Origin of the sequence: Rhodoferax sp. (assembly GCF_044236835.1) — a bacterium.
In the GTDB taxonomy this organism is placed as follows: domain Bacteria; phylum Pseudomonadota; class Gammaproteobacteria; order Burkholderiales; family Burkholderiaceae_C; genus Allorhodoferax.
In genome coordinates this window covers 1-18007 of the sequence record NZ_JBIIGC010000022.1, presented here as the reverse complement: position 1 = coordinate 18007, position 18007 = coordinate 1, and the positions used below count along the sequence as shown (strand labels likewise).

Sequence of the window (18007 nt, the reverse complement as noted above, 5' to 3'; positions counted from 1 at the left end):
GGTTTGATCAATAGAAGCCCCAGCAGGGCCTTAGACCTAAGGCAAAGGCCCTGCTGTTCTGAGTTAAGTTCTTTAAATCGAAGATTGTTTGGTGATTTATTTATCTAGCCTTAGAAAACAATAAATATTACGCCAACATTGGAGCAACTTGATGCCGGCAACCCAAAGACTCCCGGATCCCTACCGCCCTGAACCTGCCGTGGTGTCGCAGCGCTTGGCTGCGCTGCGCTCTGCCCTGAATTGGGCCGAGGTTGCGCAGACGGCGGCACCCTGGGTGCAGGCGGTGCGTGACCACCCGCCGCCGTTTTGGGCGATGGAGAGTCTGCAAAAGGAATACCCCATCTCCAGTGCTGAGGGGCTGGCGCTGATGCGTCTGGCAGAAGCGCTGTTGCGTATCCCCGACGCTGAAACCGCGGTGGCCTTGACTGCGGACCAACTGGGGCGGGCCGATTTTGAGCGCAGCAGCGACCAGGTTTTAGCCCGCTTGTCGGGCGCCGCCATCGCACTGTCTAAGCACTTTTTACCTGCCACACAAGCCAGTAGCGCGCATCAGTCAGAGCCAGGCCTGATGTCCAAGCTGGGGGCCAAGACGGTGGTAGCCGCCACCTTGCGCGCGGTGCAATTGCTGGGGCGTCAGTTTGTGCTCGGCCAAACCATCGCCGACGCGATGCACCAAGCCCAGACCGCGTGCAGCAAGCACGCTGGGCGTGCTGCCGTGCTGGACCGCGCCGCATCACATGGATCAGCAGCAACCACCAGTGGTGACGCAGGCAGTCTCACCTATTCGTACGACATGCTGGGCGAAGGTGCCCGTACCGACAGCGACGCACTGCGCTACCTTGCGAGCTACACCGATGCCATCCACGCGGTTGCCAGCCGGGCCCGCCGCGTTGCAGCGCCGCAGCACAACGACGGCATCTCCATCAAGCTCAGTGCCCTGCACCCACGCTACGAAGACGCACAAAGCCAGCGCGTCCTGGCCGAACTGGTGCCGCGCGTGTGGACCCTTTGCGAACTGGCCGCCTTGGCCAACATCAACCTCACGATCGACGCTGAGGAGGTCGAGCGACTCGAACTCTCGCTGGAGGTGCTTGATGCCCTGCTGGGCCGCGTGGCCCAGCACCACCCCCAGTGGACAGGCTTGGGTCTGGCGCTGCAGGCTTACCAGACGAGGGCACTCGAACTCGTTGAGGTGGTCACCGCCATGGCACGCAAACACCAGGTTCGGTTGATGTGCCGTCTGGTCAAGGGCGCGTACTGGGACGCTGAAATCAAGCGCGCTCAAGAACTGGGATTGCCCGGCTACCCGGTGTTCACCCACAAGCACCACACCGACGTGTCCTACCTTGCTTGTGCCCAATCGCTGCTGGCCGCGCCCGACGCCATCTACCCGCAGTTCGCGACCCACAACGCCGCCACGGTTGCCGCCATTTTGCAAATGGCCGCACGCACCGGCGGTGCGTTCGAACTGCAACGCCTGCACGGCATGGGTGAGGGCGTGTACCGCGAGGTGCTCAAAAACCCGCTGGTGGCGTGTCGTGTGTATGCGCCAGTCGGTGCGCACCGCGACCTGCTGGCTTACCTGGTGCGCCGCCTACTGGAAAATGGAGCCAACTCGTCGTTTGTGCACCAGCTGGTCGATGCCTCGGTGGACATGCAGTCGCTGCTTATCTCACCCTTGCGCCTGGAGCCGCATTCGGCATTACCGCTGCCAGCGGACCTCTTTGGCACCCACGCTGGAGCGCGCAGAAACAGCGCCGGCTTGGACCTCACGGTGCCCACGCAACGCGATCCGCTGCTTGCGGCCATGCGCAGCGAGCGTGTTCCGGTGGTACCCGAATGCGCGCCAGAACGTATCCCTGAACGCACTGCAGCCGCGTTCGCACTGGCGGCGAGCAGCTTCGCCGCCTGGAGTAGCACGCCGGTCAGCGCGCGTGCCGCCGTGCTGCGCCGCGCCGCCGACACCATGGAGGCGCGGACCCCGCTGTGGTGCGCCCTGCTGGTGCAAGAGGCTTTCAAGACTTGGGGCGATGCGGTATCGGAAGTGCGCGAGGCGGTGGACTTCTTGCGCTACTACGCCAGCGAGGCCGAGCGCATCCAGCAGCCCCAGGCGATGCCGGCAGTGACGGGCGGCTTGTTGGCGCCAGCCACCTACGGTGTGACTGGCGAGAGCAACATACTGACGCTCACTGGGCGCGGTGTGTGGGTGTGCATCAGCCCCTGGAACTTTCCTTTGGCCATCTTTGTGGGCCAGGTGGCCGCAGCCCTAGCCACGGGCAACACGGTGCTGGCCAAACCGGCCGAGCAAACGCCGGGCGTGGCCCAGGCGGCGGTCGATCTGATGCATGCCGCAGGCGTACCACAGGGCGCGTTACAGCTTGTCCACGGTCCGGGCGAGACGGTAGGAGCTGCGCTGGTGGCGCACCCTAAAGTGGCCGGTGTGGTGTTTACCGGCTCCACCCAAGTGGCCAAAGTCATCCAGCGTGCGCTGGCCGCCAAGGATGGCCCCATCGTCCCGCTGATTGCCGAGACCGGCGGCATCAATGCCATGGTCGTGGATTCAAGCGCGCTACCTGAGCAGGTGGTCGACGCAGTGGTCCTGAGTGCCTTCCGTTCTGCTGGACAACGCTGCTCAGCGCTGCGCCTGCTGTGCGTCCATTCGGCCATTGCCGACCACGTCATCGAGATGTTGCGCGGCGCGGCCCGCGAGCTGCGCGTCGGCGACCCCGTCGATTTGGCCACCGATGTGGGCCCAGTGATTGACGCAGACGCGTTTACCAGCATTGGGCTCCACCTGGCCCGCCTCCATGCCAGCGCCAAACCACTGCTGAGCGAGCCCCCAATGGACCGCAGCAGCGCCCGCACCGCCCACCTTATTGCGCCGTCAGCGTTCGAGGTGGCAAGCATCGCCGAGGTCAACGCCGAAGTCTTCGGACCCGTGCTGCAAATCGTTCGCTGGGATGGCGACCCGTTGGCAGTGATTGCGCAAATCAACGCGCTCGGCTATGGGCTGACATTGGGCATCCAGACACGCATTGATTCGCGCGCCCAGGCACTGGCGGCGGCGGCCCATGTGGGCAACATCTATATCAATCGCAACATGATCGGCGCTGTGGTGGGCGTGCAGCCCTTTGGTGGTGAAGGCCTCAGTGGGACTGGCCCCAAGGCGGGTGGGCCGCACTACCTCTACCGCTTCTGCGCAGAAAAAACAGTGACCATCAACACCACGGCTGCAGGCGGCAATGCAGCATTGTTGACCGCATAGGCCTCAGCGGTGCTACGTTGCGCAGGTGGTCATGCGGCACTGTTCGCCACAGGGGCCACGCTGCATCGCTGGTCGGTGGAGCGCCGTGGCTTGAAGTGCCGCACCGCTATGCTGCTGGCTTTGCCAACCCCAACCAAGCATCCGGCATGACCCAGACCACCACCCGCCCCAACATTCTTTTCATCATGGCCGACCAAATGGCTGCGCCGCTGCTCCCCATCTACGACCGCCAATCGGTAGTGCAGATGCCGCACCTGGCGCGCCTGGCCGAGCAGGGCGTGGTGTTCGAATCAGCGTACTGCCCCAGCCCCTTGTGCGCGCCTTCCCGCTACAGCTTGGTGAGCGGGCAGTTGCCCTCCAAGATCGGCGGTTTTGACAATGCCGCCGACTTCGCCGCCGACATCCCCACCTACGCGCACTACCTGCGGGCCCTGGGCTACCGCACCGCGCTGTCGGGCAAGATGCACTTTTGCGGGCCCGACCAGTTGCACGGCTACGAAGACCGCCTGACGGCCGACATCTACCCCGCCGACTACGGCTGGACGGTCAACTGGGACGCGCTGGAAGTGCGCCCGAGTTGGTACCACAACATGTCCTCGGTGCTCCAAGCCGGCCCCAGCGTTCGAACCAACCAGCTCGACCACGACGAAGAAACCGTCTTCAAAGCGCGCCAGTACCTGTACGACCATGTGCGCAACACACCGGGCCAACCGTTTTGCCTGACGGTGTCGATGACACACCCGCACGACCCCTACACCATCCCATCCGAGTTTTTCGACCTGTACCGAGACGAAGACATCCCGATGCCGCGCCACAGTTTCACGCAGGACGCGCAAGACGCGCACTCGCAACGGCTGCTCAAGGTGATTGACTTGTGGGACAAACCTCTGACGGACGACGCCATACGCCGTGCAAGGCGTGCTTACTTTGGCTCCTGCAGTTATGTCGACGCCAAGATCGGCGAGCTGCGCAAAACTCTGATGGATTGCGGCTTGGCAGACAACACCATCATGGTGTTCTCAGGCGACCACGGCGACATGCTGGGCGAGCGTGGCCTTTGGTACAAGATGCACTGGTTCGAGATGGCAGCGCGCGTGCCGCTGGTGGTGCATGCCCCCCAGCAGTTTGCGCCCCGGCGGGTGGCTGGCAATGTGTCCACCATCGACCTGCTGCCCACCTTGGTTGAGTTGGCAGGCGGCCAAGTCGACGCTACGCTGCCGCTGGACGGCCAATCGCTGGTGCCGCACCTGCGAGGCGCAGGAGGCCACGACGAAGCGATTGGCGAATACATGGCCGAGGGCAGCAAAACGCCACTCATCATGCTGCGGCGCGGACCCTGGAAATTCGTTTACGGGCAGGACGACATTTGCATGCTCTTCCACCTGGCATCCGACCCCGACGAACTACACAACCTGGCATCGGACCCGGGCCACCAGGCCACGCTGCAGGCCTTCCTGGCGGAGACCCACACCCGCTGGAACCTGGGCGCCTTGCACCAGCAGGTGCTGGCCAGCCAGCGCCGCCGCCGCTTGGTCTACCGCGCACTCACCCAAGGCAGGCGCACCGCCTGGGATCACCAGCCCTTTGTCGACGCCAGCCAGCAGTACATGCGCAACCACATTGACCTTGACGACCTAGAACGCCGGGCGCGCTTTCCCGTGCCCTGAAGCGGCGCGCTTATTGCACGATAGCGATTTCGTTGTGGACCGCGTGCACTGCAGCAGAGAGGCGCGCGATTCTGACGGCTTCGTCCGCCTGTGCTTGGCTGGTCACCGTTCCGCTCAAACGCACATCGCCTTTGGTGGTTCCCACCGTGATGCGCGCGCCCTTGAGCAGCTCACTTTGCAGCAGCGCCATGTTGACGTGTTCGGTCACATCCACATCGGCAATGTTGCCCACCGCCACCGGTGCTTCGGGGGCGGGTGCGGTGGTGGTCGCTGTAGGCGCGGGCAGTTTGTTGCAACCAGCTGCCGCTACGGCCGCAGCGATTGCAAGGGCGAGCAGGGTGATCTGAGAAATTTTCATGGGCCGCCTTTGTGTGTGCTTGGGCCGCCGCAGGGTGGCCCTGACCGCACTGTGCTTGCCTAGGAAAGCACCGTCCGTGCGCGATCGCACACTGATGGCGCGCGCAGACGCCGGGAAAGCCCTTAGAACCGCCCAAAAACGGGCAAGGCATACTTCACGCCCTTGATACCACCCTTGGGAATTCCTATGAAGCTCAAACTCATTGCACTGTGCGCGGCGCTTTGCCTGCCGACATTTGGACAGGCCAAAACCTTCAAGTGGGCCAGCGCAAGCGACATCGCCACCTGGGATATCCATTCCCAGAACAATGCATTGCAAAATGGCGTGCACGCTGCGGTGTACGAAAGTCTGGTTTATTACAACAGCCGCACCTTCAAGATCGAGCCGGTGCTTGCCACTGCCTGGAACGAAGTGAGCCCCACCCAGCTGCGGGTGACCCTGCGCAACGGCGTGAAGTTCCATGACGGCAGCGCGTTTACCGCGGATGACGCGGTGTTCTCGATCCAGCGCGCGATGGCCAAAACCTCCAACTTCACGCCCTACATCAGCGGCATCGAAAGAGTGGTGAAGGTCAACAACAGCACGATTGACATCATCACCAACGGCCCCAACCCGGTGCTGCTCAACCAAATGACCGAGCTGCGCATGATGAGCAAGGCCTGGGCGGAGAAGAACAAGTCGGTCGACCCCAAGGACATCAAAACGCAGGAAGAAAACTTCGCCCACCGCAACGCCAATGGCACCGGTCCCTTCAAACTCAAAGAGTGGAAGCAAGACCAGCGCTTGGTGCTGGAAAAGAACACCGCCTGGTGGGGCAGCATGGAAGGCAACGCCACCGAAATCGTCTACACCCCCATCAAGGCCGAAGCCACCCGCATTGCAGCCTTGCTGACCGGTGAAGTGGACTTGGTGCTGGACCCCAGCCCGCAAGACTTGCCACGGATTCGCTCCAACAACGCACTCAAGGTGATGGACGGTGTGGAAAACCGCACCATTTTCTTTGGCATGGACCACGGCCGGGCGGAGCTGGTGGGCAGCAACATCAAGGGCAAGAACCCGCTCAAGGATTTGCGGGTGCGCCAAGCGCTGAACAAGGCAGTCGATGCCGAGGCCATCACCCGCGTGACCATGCGTGGCCTGGGCCAACCCACGGCGGCGCTGATCGCACCGCAGGTGGCCGGCTGGAGTGAGTCCCTGCACCGCCGCGAGCCAGTGGACGTGGAAGGCGCCAAGAAGCTGCTGGCAGCTGCGGGTTACCCCGACGGTTTTGAAGTGGACTTTGCCTGCCCCAACAACCGCTACATCAACGATGAAGAAATCTGCCAGGCAGTCACCGCCATGTGGTCGCGCATCGGCATCAAGGCCAAGCTGCGCACCCTACCTTTGGTCACCTACTTCCCGATGATCCAGCGCAACGAAGCCAGCATTTACATGCTGGGCTGGGGTGTTCCCACCTTTGATGCGGTGTACAGCCTGCAATCCCTGGTGCGCAGCGTGGGCACGGGCGGTGACGGCAACTACAACGTCGGCAAATACAGCAACCCCAAGCTGGATGCGATCATCGACCGCGCCAAGACCGAAAGCGATCCCTTCGTACGCCCCCGTCTGCTCACGGAAGCGCTGGAGATGGCCAAGAACGATGTGAGCCACATCGTGCTGCACAACCAGGTGATTCCGTGGGTGATGAAGAAAAACATCGACGTGGTGCACCGTGCTGACAACCGCATCGACTGGCGTTTGGTGAAAGTCAACTAAACACCGCTGCTTGCAACCCAAGGGTCGCTGCCTGGCGCATGCGGCCCTTGTTTTTTAAAACCTATGCTGGCATTCATTGTGCGGCGCCTGGCGCAGGCGGTCTTGGTCATGGTCACCGTGGCCCTGGTGGCGTTCATGCTGTTTCAGTACGTGGGCGACCCGGTCGTTTTCATACTTGGGCAGGACGCCACCGCTGAGCAGGTCAAGGAATTGCGCATGGCCTTGGGGCTGGACCAACCGTTTTTTATCCAGTTCTACCACTTCCTGCTCAATGCACTGCAGGGCGAGTTCGGCATGAGTTTGCGCCAGGGTGTGAAGGTGTCGCAGTTGATCGCAGAGCGCTTTCCCGCCACCTTGGAGCTCTCCCTTATCGCCGCCGCGCTGGCGCTGCTCTTGGGCATTCCGATGGGCGTGTACGCCGCGCTGCGCCGGGGCAGCTTTGTCAGCCAGTTGCTGATGACGGTGTCGCTCTTGGGCGTGTCTTTGCCGACCTTTCTGATCGGCATTTTGCTGATCTTGGTGTTTGCAGTGCACCTGGGTTGGTTTCCCAGTTTTGGTCGGGGTGAGGTGCACGAGTTGGGCGGCTGGAGCACCGGCTTGCTCAGCGCGAAGGGTTGGCACCACATCGTGCTGCCTGCGGTCACGCTGGCGGTGTTTCAGCTCACCTTGATCATGCGCTTGGTGCGCGCCGAGATGCTGGAGGTGCTGCGCACCGACTACATCAAGTTTGCCCGCGCCCGGGGCCTGACCAACCGCGCGGTGCACTTTGGCCATGCGGTCAAGAACACGCTGGTCCCGGTGATGACGATCACCGGCTTGCAGCTGGGCGGCCTGATTGCGTTTGCCATCATCACCGAGACGGTGTTCCAGTGGCCCGGCATGGGCTTGCTGTTCATCCAGGCAGTCACGTTTGCAGACATTCCCGTCATGGCCGCCTACCTGTGCCTGATTGCACTGATTTTTGTAGTGATCAACCTCGTGGTGGACCTGCTGTATTTTGTGGTGGACCCACGCCTGCGCCTGGACACGGCTTCGGGGCACTGAGTTCTGACGATGCAAACCCTGATTCACCGCTGGCTTGACAGCGATATTGGCTACAGCTTTCGCACATCGCCCACCGCGATGGTGGCGGCGCTGATTGCCTTTGTGTGCGTGTTTTGTGCGCTGTTTGCCCCCTGGGTGGCACCGCACAACCCCTTTGACCTCACCACGCTGGAACTCAGCAATGCGCGCCTGCCCCCGGCCTGGAGCGAAGGTGGCAGCGCGCGGTTTTTTCTGGGCACCGACGATCAAGGCCGCGATATCTTGTCGGCCCTGATGTACGGCGCGCGAATTTCGCTGGCGGTCGGCGTGGCCTCGGTGCTGCTGTCGGTGCTGGTCGGCGTGGCGCTGGGGCTGCTGGCAGGCTTTCGCGGCGGTTGGCTCGATGCGGTGCTGATGCGCATGTGCGATGTCATGCTGTCCTTCCCCGCCATTCTTGTGGCCCTGCTGATTGCGGGCGTTGGCCGGGCGCTGTTTCCCAACGCGCATGAGTCTTTGGCGTTTGGGGTGCTGGTGCTGTCCATATCGCTCACCGGCTGGGTGCAGTACGCCCGCACCGTGCGCGGCTCCACGCTGGTGGAGCGCCGCAAGGAATACGTACAAGCCGCGCAGGTGACCGGCGTACCTGCGGGACGCATCATGCGCAAACACGTGCTGCCCAATGTGATGGGGCCGGTGCTGGTGCTGGCCACCATCCAAGTGGCGTCTGCCATCCTCACCGAGGCCACCTTGAGCTTCCTGGGCGTGGGCGCGCCGCCGACGGCACCTTCTTTGGGCACCTTGATTCGGGTGGGCAACGACTACCTGTTTTCCGGCGAGTGGTGGATCACCATCTTCCCCGGGCTGATGCTGGTGCTGATCGCCCTGAGCGTGAATTTGTTGGGCGACTGGTTGCGCGACGCGCTCAACCCCCGGCTGCGTTGAAAGGCGCTCACCCATCCCATGGATCTTTTGCGAGTCAATCATTTGGTGGTCGAGTTTCCCTCTCGGCGCGGCACTTTGCGCGCCCTGGACGACGTGTCGTTTGCCATCGCCCCCGGCGAAATCTTGGGTGTGGTGGGCGAGTCGGGTGCGGGCAAATCGCTTACCGGTGCGGCCATCATCGGCCTGCTGGAGCCACCCGGACGGATCGCCTCGGGCGAGGTGCTGTTGGAGGGCCGCCGCATCGACAACCTGCCCTACGAGCAGCTGCGCAAAATTCGCGGACGCGAGATCGGCGCGATTTTCCAAGACCCGCTAACTTCGCTCAACCCGCTGTATTCGGTGGGCAAGCAATTGATCGAAACCATCACCACCCACTTGCCCGTCACCCACGCGCAAGCGCGTGAGCGCGCCATCGCGCTGCTCAAAGACACCGGCATTGCGGCGGCGGAGCAGCGCATCGACCATTACCCGCACCAGTTTTCTGGCGGCATGCGCCAGCGTGTAGTCATCGCCCTGGCACTGGCCGCAGAGCCCAAGCTGATCGTGGCCGACGAGCCCACCACCGCACTGGACGTGTCCATTCAGGCGCAGATCATCACGCTGCTCAAAACCATCTGCAAAAAGCGTGGCGCAGCGGTCATGCTGATCACCCACGACATGGGCGTGATCGCAGAAACCTGCGACCGGGTCGCGGTCATGTACGCCGGCCGCATTGCCGAAATCGGGCCGGTGCACGACGTGATCAACCGGCCCCAGCACCCCTACACCGCGGGCTTGATGGCCTGCATCCCAGACATGGGCCAAGACCGCGAGAACCTCAACCAGATCGACGGGGCCATGCCCCGGCTGCACGCCATTCCCACCGGATGTGCATTCCATCCGCGCTGCACCCAGCTGGTGGACCAGCGCTGCACCCAAAACCGCCCCAACCTCATGGCAGCAGGCACCACCCAGGCGGCCTGCTGGATCCATGCAGATCGCGCAGGAGGCAAGCCATGAGCACGCCCGACATCCTGGTGCGTGCCACCGATTTGGCCAAGACCTTTGATGTGTCTGCACCCTGGCTCAACCGGGTGCTGGAACGCCAACCTCGGCTGTTGCTGCGCGCAGTGGACGGCGTGGGCTTTGAGATCGAGCGGGGCAAAACGCTGGCCTTGGTGGGCGAGTCCGGTTGCGGAAAAAGCACCGTGGCGCGGCTGCTGGTGGGGCTGTACGAGCCCAGCCGGGGCAGCTTCGAGTTCGATGGCCAAAACGCCCACGCGGCCTACCGTTCTGCCAACGGCAAACAACTGCGCCGGCGCATCCAGATGATTTTCCAGGACCCGTACGCCAGCCTCAATCCGCGCTGGACCGTGGGCGACATCATCGCCGAGCCGCTGCGTGAGCATGGCGTGTTGGACGACAGCCCAGCCATTGAACAGCGCGTGGGTGAGCTGCTGCACTCGGTGGGCCTGAACCCGCAGGACATGGCCAAGTACCCGCACCAGTTTTCGGGCGGCCAGCGCCAGCGCATCTCCATTGCCCGTGCGCTGGCGACCGAGCCGGAGTTTCTGGTTTGCGACGAGCCCACCTCGGCGCTCGATGTGAGCGTGCAGGCGCAGGTGCTCAACATCATGAAAGCACTGCAGCGTGCGCGCGGGCTGACCTACCTCTTCATCAGCCACAACCTGGCGGTGGTGCGCCATGTCAGCGACCAGGTGGGGGTGATGTACCTGGGGCGCCTGGTGGAGCTGGCCGACAAGCACACCCTGTTTGAGCGCCCGCGCCACCCCTACACCCGCATGCTGCTCGATGCCATCCCCAAGATGCACGACACCGGGCGGCCCCGCACCCCCGTGTCGGGCGAGGTGCCCAACCCACTCAACCCGCCCAGCGGCTGCGCCTTCCACCCCCGCTGCCCCCACGCCAACGCGCGCTGCAGCGCCGAGCGGCCAGTGTTGCAACAGATCGGCGGCGTGCGGGTGGCATGCCACGCGGTGGAAGAGGGACGCATCGAGGTGGGCAGCTAGGTGCGCCCCCCACTGCGCCCTACTTGCGCATCAAGGTGCTTTTGCCAAACAGCGACTCGATCAAATCCACTGCGACTTCGGCGGTGCGGTTGCGTTCATCGAGCGCGGGATTGAGTTCCATCACATCGAGCGAGGCCATGCGACCGGTGTCGGCGATCATTTCCATGCACAGCTGGGCCTCCCGGTAGGTGGGGCCGCCGCGCACCGTGGTACCCACGCCGGGCGCGATGTCGGGGTCCAGAAAATCCACATCGAAGCTCACGTGCAAGTGGGTGTCGGCATCCAACCCCGCCAGCGCCAAGTCCATGGCGCTGCGCATGCCCATCTCGTCGATGTAGCGCATGTCAAACACCTCCAGGTCTTGCGCATGCACAAAGCGTTTCTCACCTGCGTCCACGCTGCGGATGCCCACCTGGCGCACCCAACTAGGTTGAATCGCGGGTGTGTGCCCGCCAATGCCAGTGAGCGCAGCCGGACCGTGACCGCACAGGCAGGCCACGGGCATGCCATGGATGTTGCCGCTGGGCGTCAGTGCATTGGTGTTGAAGTCGGCGTGGGCGTCCAGCCAAATCACGCGCAGTTTTTTGCCAGCTTCGCGGCAGTGGCGCGCCACTGCGCTGATGCTGCCAATCGCAAGGCAGTGGTCACCACCCAAGACGATGGGCAGGCGGCCCAGTTGCAATTCGGCGTAGACCGCGTCGTGCAGCGTTTGGTTCCACGCGACCACCTCAGCTAAGTGGCGGTAGCCGTCCTCAGGCGGTTGCCAGGGGTTGGCCGGGCCGTGCAGGTTGCCGCGGTCTTGCACTTCCAGGCCGTGGGCCTGCAAGGTGGTGACGAGTTGGGCCACACGCAGGGCTTCGGGCCCCATGCTGGCGCCGCGCGTGCCGGCACCGATGTCGGTGGGCGCGCCAATCAGGCTGACTTGGTGTTGCATGCTGTGCTCAGGCTCCAGTGAGTTGGAAAACGGGTCGGCGCTCGCCCACCTGCAAGCCGCGCGCATTGCGCAACGTGGCGGCGCGCCAGGGCGCAAGCAGCGCGCGCTGGGCGTCGTCGAGCCAACCCAGTTGGTCGAGTACCTCGACGCTGGCGGCAAACAAAGCGGGCTTGCTGCCATCGATGACTTTGATGGCAAAGGCCTCGCCCCGGCTTTTGCTGCCCACCACCTGCACGCCGTCGGCGCCGACCTTGGTGACCCAATCGCCACGCCCGGCGCGCATGAAGTCAAGGTCGTTGCGGCCGGTGCCGCTAACCATCTCGGGGTGCGTGGTCATGGCCTCTGACAGTTGCGCAAAGCTCTCGCCGAACTCTGCGTCCGCTGCCCCGCTGGCCAAACGCGCGTAGCCATAGGCCAGCTTGCTCAAGGGCATGGCGTAGTTGGGGGCGGAGCAGCCGTCGATGCCCATCTTCAGGTCGTTGGCATCCATGCTGACGGCACGCGCCACATCCTTTCGAATGGCCTGCTGCAAGGGGTGGCTGGGGTCGGTGTAGTCGTCCAGACTCCAGCCGTTTTGCACGCAGTGCGCCAAAAAGCCGGCATGTTTGCCGCTGCAGTTGTTGTGCCGCTCGTCGTAGGCCAAGCCCTCGGGCGGCGACTTGTCCAAGAGCGTGAAGATGCCCGGCACATGGCAACCGCAACGCAGAGCCCGGTAGCCCAACCCGGCTTGGGCCAGCATCTGCTCAGCGGCAGCGACATGCATGTCTTCCCCGTTGTGGCTGGCGCACAGCAGGGCGACTTGCGCGGTACTGAACCCGAATTGCTCAGGCCCGTTAGCCTGGACAAACGGCAGCGCCTGCAAGGCTTTGAGGGTGGAGCGGGTGAAGGTCAGCAGGTGCGGGTCACCCACCTGCGCGGTCACTTGGCCGCGGGTGTTGACCACGGCAACCGCGCCCAGGTGCAGGCATTCGGGCAAGCCGCCGCGGGTGAGTTCGATCAAAGGTTGGAGGTGCACTGCAGGGTCCGCTTAACGGTGGTGGGTGGTCGGGTAGGCCGTGTTTGGGTTGGCAGTGTGGCTGCACGGTAGGGCGGTTGTGGACCGGGCTGCCTATACTGGCGCGGCACCATTTTGGCTTTTTTTTCGAGCGAGTCCGCCATGCTGACCCCAGAACAATTGCAAGGCTTTCACCGCGATGGCTACCTTGTGCTGCCGCATTTCAAATCGGCCCCGGCGATGGCCACCCTGCGCGCGCGCGCCCTGGCCATCGTCGACGCCTTTGACCCCACGGACGGCAGCGCCGTCTTCACGACCAACGACCAGGTGCGCAGCATCGACCGCTACTTCCTGGACTCTGCCAACCAAGTGCGCTGCTTTTTTGAGGAAGAAGCCTTTGCGCCGGACGGCAGCCTCAAGCAGGCCAAGGCGCTGTCGATCAACAAAATCGGCCACGCCATGCACGACCTGGACCCGGTGTTCGACGATTTCTCGCACGGCGTGGCGCTCGACACGGTGGCACGCGGCGTGGGCCTGGCCGAGCCGCGCATCTGGCAGTCGATGTACATCTTCAAGCAGCCCGGCATTGGCGGCGAAGTGGGCTGGCACCAAGACGCCACGTTTTTCGACACCACGCCCACCAGCGTCACCACCTTCTGGTTTGCCCTGGAAGACGCCACCTTGCACAACGGCTGCCTGTGGGTGCAGCCCGGCGACCACCGCACACCGCTGCGCGAGCGCTTTGTGCGCCACGGCGACTCCATCACCATGGAGCCGCTGGATGCCACGCCCTGGCCCGACACCACCAGCGCCGTAGCGCTCGAAGTGCAGGCCGGCACGCTGGTGGTGTTCCATGGCTTGCTGCCGCACTACAGCGCGCCCAACCGGTCGGCCAGCTCGCGCCATGCCTATACGCTGCACGCCACCGACGCCCGCTGCACTTACGCCAGCAGCAACTGGATCCAGCGCGACACGACGCTGCCCGTGCGCGGTTTTGTCTAACAACCTCTGCGGATGGGACACTCGCGCCGCGTTTCACCCGATGCGCCCAGCGCGGCAGCGTGCTAGGCTTTGCGACCCTATCTGTACCCAAAGACCAACGCAACCGGAGAACAACATGCCAGGACTCGTACCCCACATCGACCCCGAAGGACTGCTGGAGTTCTCCGTCGTCTACACCGACCGCGCACTCAACCACATGTCCCAGCGCTTTCAAGGCGTGATGAAAGACATCTCCGGCATCCTCAAGGACGTGTACCACGCACCCAGCGTGGCCTTGGTTCCGGGCAGCGGCACCTTTGGCATGGAGGCGGTGGCACGCCAGTTTGCCACCAGCAAAAAGGCACTGGTCATCCGCAACGGCTGGTTCAGCTACCGCTGGACGCAAATCTTTGACATGGGCCACATCCCCGCCGAATCCACCGTGCTCAAAGCCCGACGCACGGGTACCGACAAACAGTCGCCCTGGGTGCCCTGCCCAATTGCGGAAGTGGTGGAGACCATCCGCAGCAAGCGCCCCGACGTGGTGTTTGCACCGCATGTAGAAACCTCGGCCGGCATGATCTTGCCCGACGACTACCTGCGCGCCGTGGCCGACGCGGTGCACGAAGTGGGTGGCCTGTTTGTGCTGGACTGCATTGCCTCGGGCGCGCTGTGGGTCAACATGGAAGCCACCGGCGTGGACGTACTGGTGAGCGCACCGCAAAAAGGCTGGAGCGGCTCGCCCTGCTGCGCGATGGTGATGCTGAGTGCACGTGCCCGCGCCGCCATCGACGGCACCACCAGCTCCAGCTTTGCCTGCGACCTCAAGAAGTGGCTGCAGATCATGGAGACCTACGAAAAAGGCGGCCACGCTTACCACACCACCATGCCCACCGATGCGCTGACCCGACTGCGCGAGGTGATGCTGGAGACCCAAAAATACGGCTTCGAGAAGGTGCGCCAAGAACAGATTGCGCTGGGCAACGCGGTGCGCCAACTGTTTGAGCGCCGTGGTATCCGCAGCGTGGCCGCTGACGGCTTCAAGGCCTCGGGCGTGGTGGTCAGCTACACCGGAGATGCGGATGTCCAAAGCAGCAAAAAATTCCTCGCCCTGGGCCTGCAAACCGCCGCGGGCGTGCCGCTACAGTGCGACGAACCCGCCGACTTCATGACCTTCCGCGTCGGCCTCTTTGGCCTGGAAAAACTGCACAACGCCCAGCGCAGCGTGGCCCACCTGGCTACGGCGCTCGATGCTTTGGGAATTACGGAACCGCAAGCGGTGGCGGCTTGATGGCGTAGCGACAAGGCGTGGCGGCCACAACAGGTCGCCAGCGTTCGAGGTTTGCATTAGCTGGCGCAAACACTGCAGTGGACCGGGAATCTGACTTTGCAAGGACTCGCGGTAGACGAACCATGCGTGTGATGGTGCTTGGAGGGTATGGGAGTTTTGGGGCACGCATCTGCCGTGCGTTGGCCGACGACCGTCACATCGAATTGATTGTTGCCGGTCGCGACAGTGCGCGATCTGCGGCGTTTGCAAGTGGCTTGCCGGGCTGCGCCCAGGGCGTCTCGCTGGAAATGGGTGCTTCGGAGTTTGTGGTGCAGGCAGCGAAAGAGGCTTACTTAATCACTTCGAAGCTGCTGCCTGGATCCACCTTGCGAGCATAGACCACCATCGACTCCACGGTGGCGGTATCAATCAAATCCGCAAATCGGCGCTCATTGGGATGATCGTCAAACGCTACGTTGGCTTTGAACACACGCGCGCCAAGTCGGGTCATGGCACCTAGCTTCAAGGTGGTGGGCTCGTAGTTGGTGAGTTTGAGCCACTGCTGGGCTTGCTTGCGGTTGGCAACGGGCGTAACCATGGCGGCTTGCTGTGACAGTGCTTGTGCCAATAACTCCAGTGCCCATTGGTTTGAGTTTTGGTACTTATCGGAAAACGGATAAGCCAACATGTTGTAGAGCGGCTGGTGCATGTTTAATACAGCACTCTCGCTATCAACAATTGCCAGCAGTTTGGCTTGCAGTGCTGGTGATGGAACGATCAGCATTGCCTCATAGGCGTGAAGATCATCTAGAAAAAAGTTGGCAAGGCCTTCGTTCCATATTGCGGATTGGTTGCTGTTGCATGCATTCAATAAATGCACGATTCGCCATTGGCCGCTAGCAGCATCCTTGCGCACAAACGCAATGTGCGAGTACCGCAGACCGTATTTGGACAAATCTTGTCCCACCCGTGCCACCAGTCCGACTTGAGGCTGCGTGGCCTCTAATTTTTGGTGCAGCTTGTAGGCCGCTTGGAACGCCTGTTGAATCGACTCGGGCTGGGGCGGCTTGTCGGAACATGCCGTGCCTGCCACAGCGTCATGCAGGCCTACCGACAACAAAACGGCGACTATGAATGCGCGCCCCCAAAGCAAAGTGCCATGCATTCTTACTTCACCTCAGAGTGATGCAGCAGCGCTTCTCCAATGGCGTTGGGAATAAACGCCAGCAGTTTTCCGGACGCTATCACGGCATATCCCGTGGATTCGGCCACCACACGAACGCTGGTACCAACCGCAACCGATGCGCCTTGCACTGCTTTGCCAGATGCTTTGATGACGTACTGACTGCCGGTTGCTACATTTTTGAGCGTCAGCGTGACAAGCTCGACCGAGGCAACCACCAGACCACCCACGACAAAAGAACCACCAACTCCCAAAGCCGCCGATGCCTCCAAGGGCCTACCCTCCAGTGACAGGACAGGTGAGGCCACGATACTCGCAGCGCCCATGCTGATCGCCTTACTGCCATCGTTGCTCTGCGCATATGCACTGGTTGAAATTGCAAGCGCAAGCATCAGCAATTGGGTTAGTTTTTTCATGCATGACTCCGAGAGGTGTTGTCCGCTGGTTCGGTCGCAGCAAGCATAAACGACAACCTAGGCCTTGCATGCCGCTTCGCAGATTGATATACATCGTAGACGACGGAAACATCCAAATCCAAATCCAAACCCATGAATGCCTCACCTTGGGATGATTCATCTCCTGTGCCTGCGGCGTTTCTATCCCGCCGCGCAGTGCCACTCCATCTGCCTTTCACAGGGGACGCGCTCGCGCCGTTGGTCCAGAATCCGAGTGAACTGCAGAGCTGGGGTTCTGGGTTTCACAGCGCTTTGATACCTGTACATTTATGCGGCCTGTTGATCAGTAAGCCAAGCTGCAAGCCATTTTGCGGAGGGAGACATGACCAACTTATGGAACGGCGCCCAACTTATAGAGCAGGTTTTGCTCTGTACATTGCGTAGGCCTCACAAAACACTTGGGCAGCGACTTCGCCAGATAAGATCAGAACAGCGGCTTGACAACGCCGGGAATGCCGCCTTGAACCACGAACAAGGAAACAGCACATGAAGATGGAAGGGATCCCCTTCGGGACGACCGACTGGTCAACTATCACACGGACAGAGCACAAGGGTGAGTCCGGAATGGCTTACTGGCGAACTCAAGACTTCGCAGGGATTAGGGTCAGAATGGTCGAGTACACGCCCGGATATGTGTCCGATCACTGGTGCAGTAAAGGCCACGTCCTACTTTGCCTTGATGGCGAGCTGGAAACTGAACTGGAAGACGGCCGGAAGTTCACCTTGAAGGCAGGCATGAGCTACCAAGTGGCGGACGCAGCTGAAGCTCACAGATCCAGGACAGTTTCGGGTGCAAAGCTATTCATCGTCGACTGAGTGAGGCCTAACCCCTCTAGTGGGACTTCCTGTTTCGTCAAGCAGCTTTGGTGATGGTTTTCTTTCTTGAGCCTTGCCTACAGCCTTGAAGACGAGCCGCTGCCCGGGCTCCATTCGCTCGGCGTGACATTACTGTCGCAGAAGGGTTATCGAGTTGACCGAACATGGGCTCTGAACTGGATAGGGGCGTTTGCGTGCGGTGGTAACTGAATCAGACAGACGGCATTTTGAACCGCCCCGGGTTTCGTGGAGGCCCGTTGGGTTAAGTCAGACCGGTATTGGGTTCTGACTGGCTAGTTGCCGATAGTAATTTTCTTCAGCCTCGGCAGGGGGAATGTAGCCGATGGACTCCAGC

At 62.2% G+C, this 18007-nt stretch carries 15 protein-coding genes; 10 read left to right on the top strand and 5 right to left on the bottom strand.

Translation table 11 applies throughout. The features are described 5' to 3' along the window. Positions 1 to 151: 151 nt before the first annotated feature. Together putA and betC are read left to right on the top strand one after the other, a co-directional pair. Entirely contained in the window at positions 152 to 3265 is a 3114-nt protein-coding gene (gene putA, locus ACILRC_RS13375) for a bifunctional proline dehydrogenase/L-glutamate gamma-semialdehyde dehydrogenase PutA (RefSeq protein WP_395669874.1), read from the top strand. A 146-nt stretch (positions 3266 to 3411) separates the two neighbouring features. Next, a complete protein-coding gene (gene betC, locus ACILRC_RS13370; RefSeq protein WP_395669873.1) occupies positions 3412 to 4932 on the top strand; it encodes a choline-sulfatase in 1521 nt (506 codons plus the stop codon). A gap of 10 nt (positions 4933 to 4942) precedes the next feature. On the opposite strand, the gene ACILRC_RS13365 is transcribed toward betC, so the two are convergent. Continuing rightward, entirely contained in the window at positions 4943 to 5290 is a 348-nt protein-coding gene (locus ACILRC_RS13365; RefSeq protein ID WP_395669872.1) for a BON domain-containing protein, read from the bottom strand. A 186-nt stretch (positions 5291 to 5476) separates the two neighbouring features. Between ACILRC_RS13365 and ACILRC_RS13360 the strand changes: the two genes are divergently transcribed. From ACILRC_RS13360 to ACILRC_RS13340, 5 genes are all read left to right on the top strand, one after another. Then, the gene (locus ACILRC_RS13360; RefSeq protein WP_395669871.1) at positions 5477 to 7045 is read left to right on the top strand and encodes an ABC transporter substrate-binding protein; all 1569 of its coding nucleotides are present in this window, start codon (positions 5477 to 5479) and stop codon (positions 7043 to 7045) included. 63 nt (positions 7046 to 7108) lie between these two features. Next, complete coding sequence (locus tag ACILRC_RS13355) at positions 7109 to 8089, top strand: ABC transporter permease (RefSeq protein ID WP_395669870.1); 981 nt, start codon at positions 7109 to 7111, stop codon at positions 8087 to 8089. 9 nt (positions 8090 to 8098) lie between these two features. Further along, positions 8099 to 9010 (top strand): ABC transporter permease, encoded by a 912-nt coding sequence (locus tag ACILRC_RS13350; protein WP_395669869.1) that lies wholly within the window; start codon positions 8099 to 8101, stop codon positions 9008 to 9010. A gap of 18 nt (positions 9011 to 9028) precedes the next feature. After that, the gene (locus ACILRC_RS13345; RefSeq protein WP_395669868.1) at positions 9029 to 10009 is read left to right on the top strand and encodes an ABC transporter ATP-binding protein; all 981 of its coding nucleotides are present in this window, start codon (positions 9029 to 9031) and stop codon (positions 10007 to 10009) included. Further along, positions 10006 to 11019 carry an ABC transporter ATP-binding protein gene (locus ACILRC_RS13340; RefSeq protein WP_395669867.1) on the top strand — a complete coding sequence of 338 codons (1014 nt, stop codon included), beginning with the start codon at positions 10006 to 10008 and terminating at the stop codon, positions 11017 to 11019. The genes ACILRC_RS13345 and ACILRC_RS13340 overlap by 4 nt, the downstream gene beginning before the upstream one ends. Before the next feature lie 19 nt (positions 11020 to 11038). On the opposite strand, the gene rocF is transcribed toward ACILRC_RS13340, so the two are convergent. Next, a complete protein-coding gene (rocF, locus tag ACILRC_RS13335) occupies positions 11039 to 11953 on the bottom strand; it encodes an arginase (protein ID WP_395669866.1) in 915 nt (304 codons plus the stop codon). A 7-nt stretch (positions 11954 to 11960) separates the two neighbouring features. Beyond that, positions 11961 to 12968, bottom strand: coding sequence for an asparaginase (locus ACILRC_RS13330; protein WP_395669865.1), 1008 nt, complete (start codon positions 12966 to 12968; stop codon positions 11961 to 11963). 141 nt (positions 12969 to 13109) lie between these two features. Between ACILRC_RS13330 and ACILRC_RS13325 the strand changes: the two genes are divergently transcribed. Then, positions 13110 to 13949 carry a phytanoyl-CoA dioxygenase family protein gene (locus ACILRC_RS13325; protein WP_395669864.1) on the top strand — a complete coding sequence of 280 codons (840 nt, stop codon included), beginning with the start codon at positions 13110 to 13112 and terminating at the stop codon, positions 13947 to 13949. Between the two features lie 115 nt (positions 13950 to 14064). Next, entirely contained in the window at positions 14065 to 15219 is a 1155-nt protein-coding gene (locus ACILRC_RS13320; protein WP_395669863.1) for an alanine--glyoxylate aminotransferase family protein, read from the top strand. A gap of 328 nt (positions 15220 to 15547) precedes the next feature. Here ACILRC_RS13320 and ACILRC_RS13315 read toward each other — a convergent pair whose 3' ends face one another. After that, complete coding sequence (locus ACILRC_RS13315) at positions 15548 to 16363, bottom strand: DUF2145 domain-containing protein (protein WP_395669862.1); 816 nt, start codon at positions 16361 to 16363, stop codon at positions 15548 to 15550. Between the two features lie 2 nt (positions 16364 to 16365). After that, a complete protein-coding gene (locus ACILRC_RS13310) occupies positions 16366 to 16797 on the bottom strand; it encodes a hypothetical protein (protein WP_395669861.1) in 432 nt (143 codons plus the stop codon). 525 nt (positions 16798 to 17322) lie between these two features. Between ACILRC_RS13310 and ACILRC_RS13305 the strand changes: the two genes are divergently transcribed. Next, complete coding sequence (locus ACILRC_RS13305; RefSeq protein WP_395669860.1) at positions 17323 to 17652, top strand: DHCW motif cupin fold protein; 330 nt, start codon at positions 17323 to 17325, stop codon at positions 17650 to 17652. Positions 17653 to 18007: the final 355 nt, after the last annotated feature.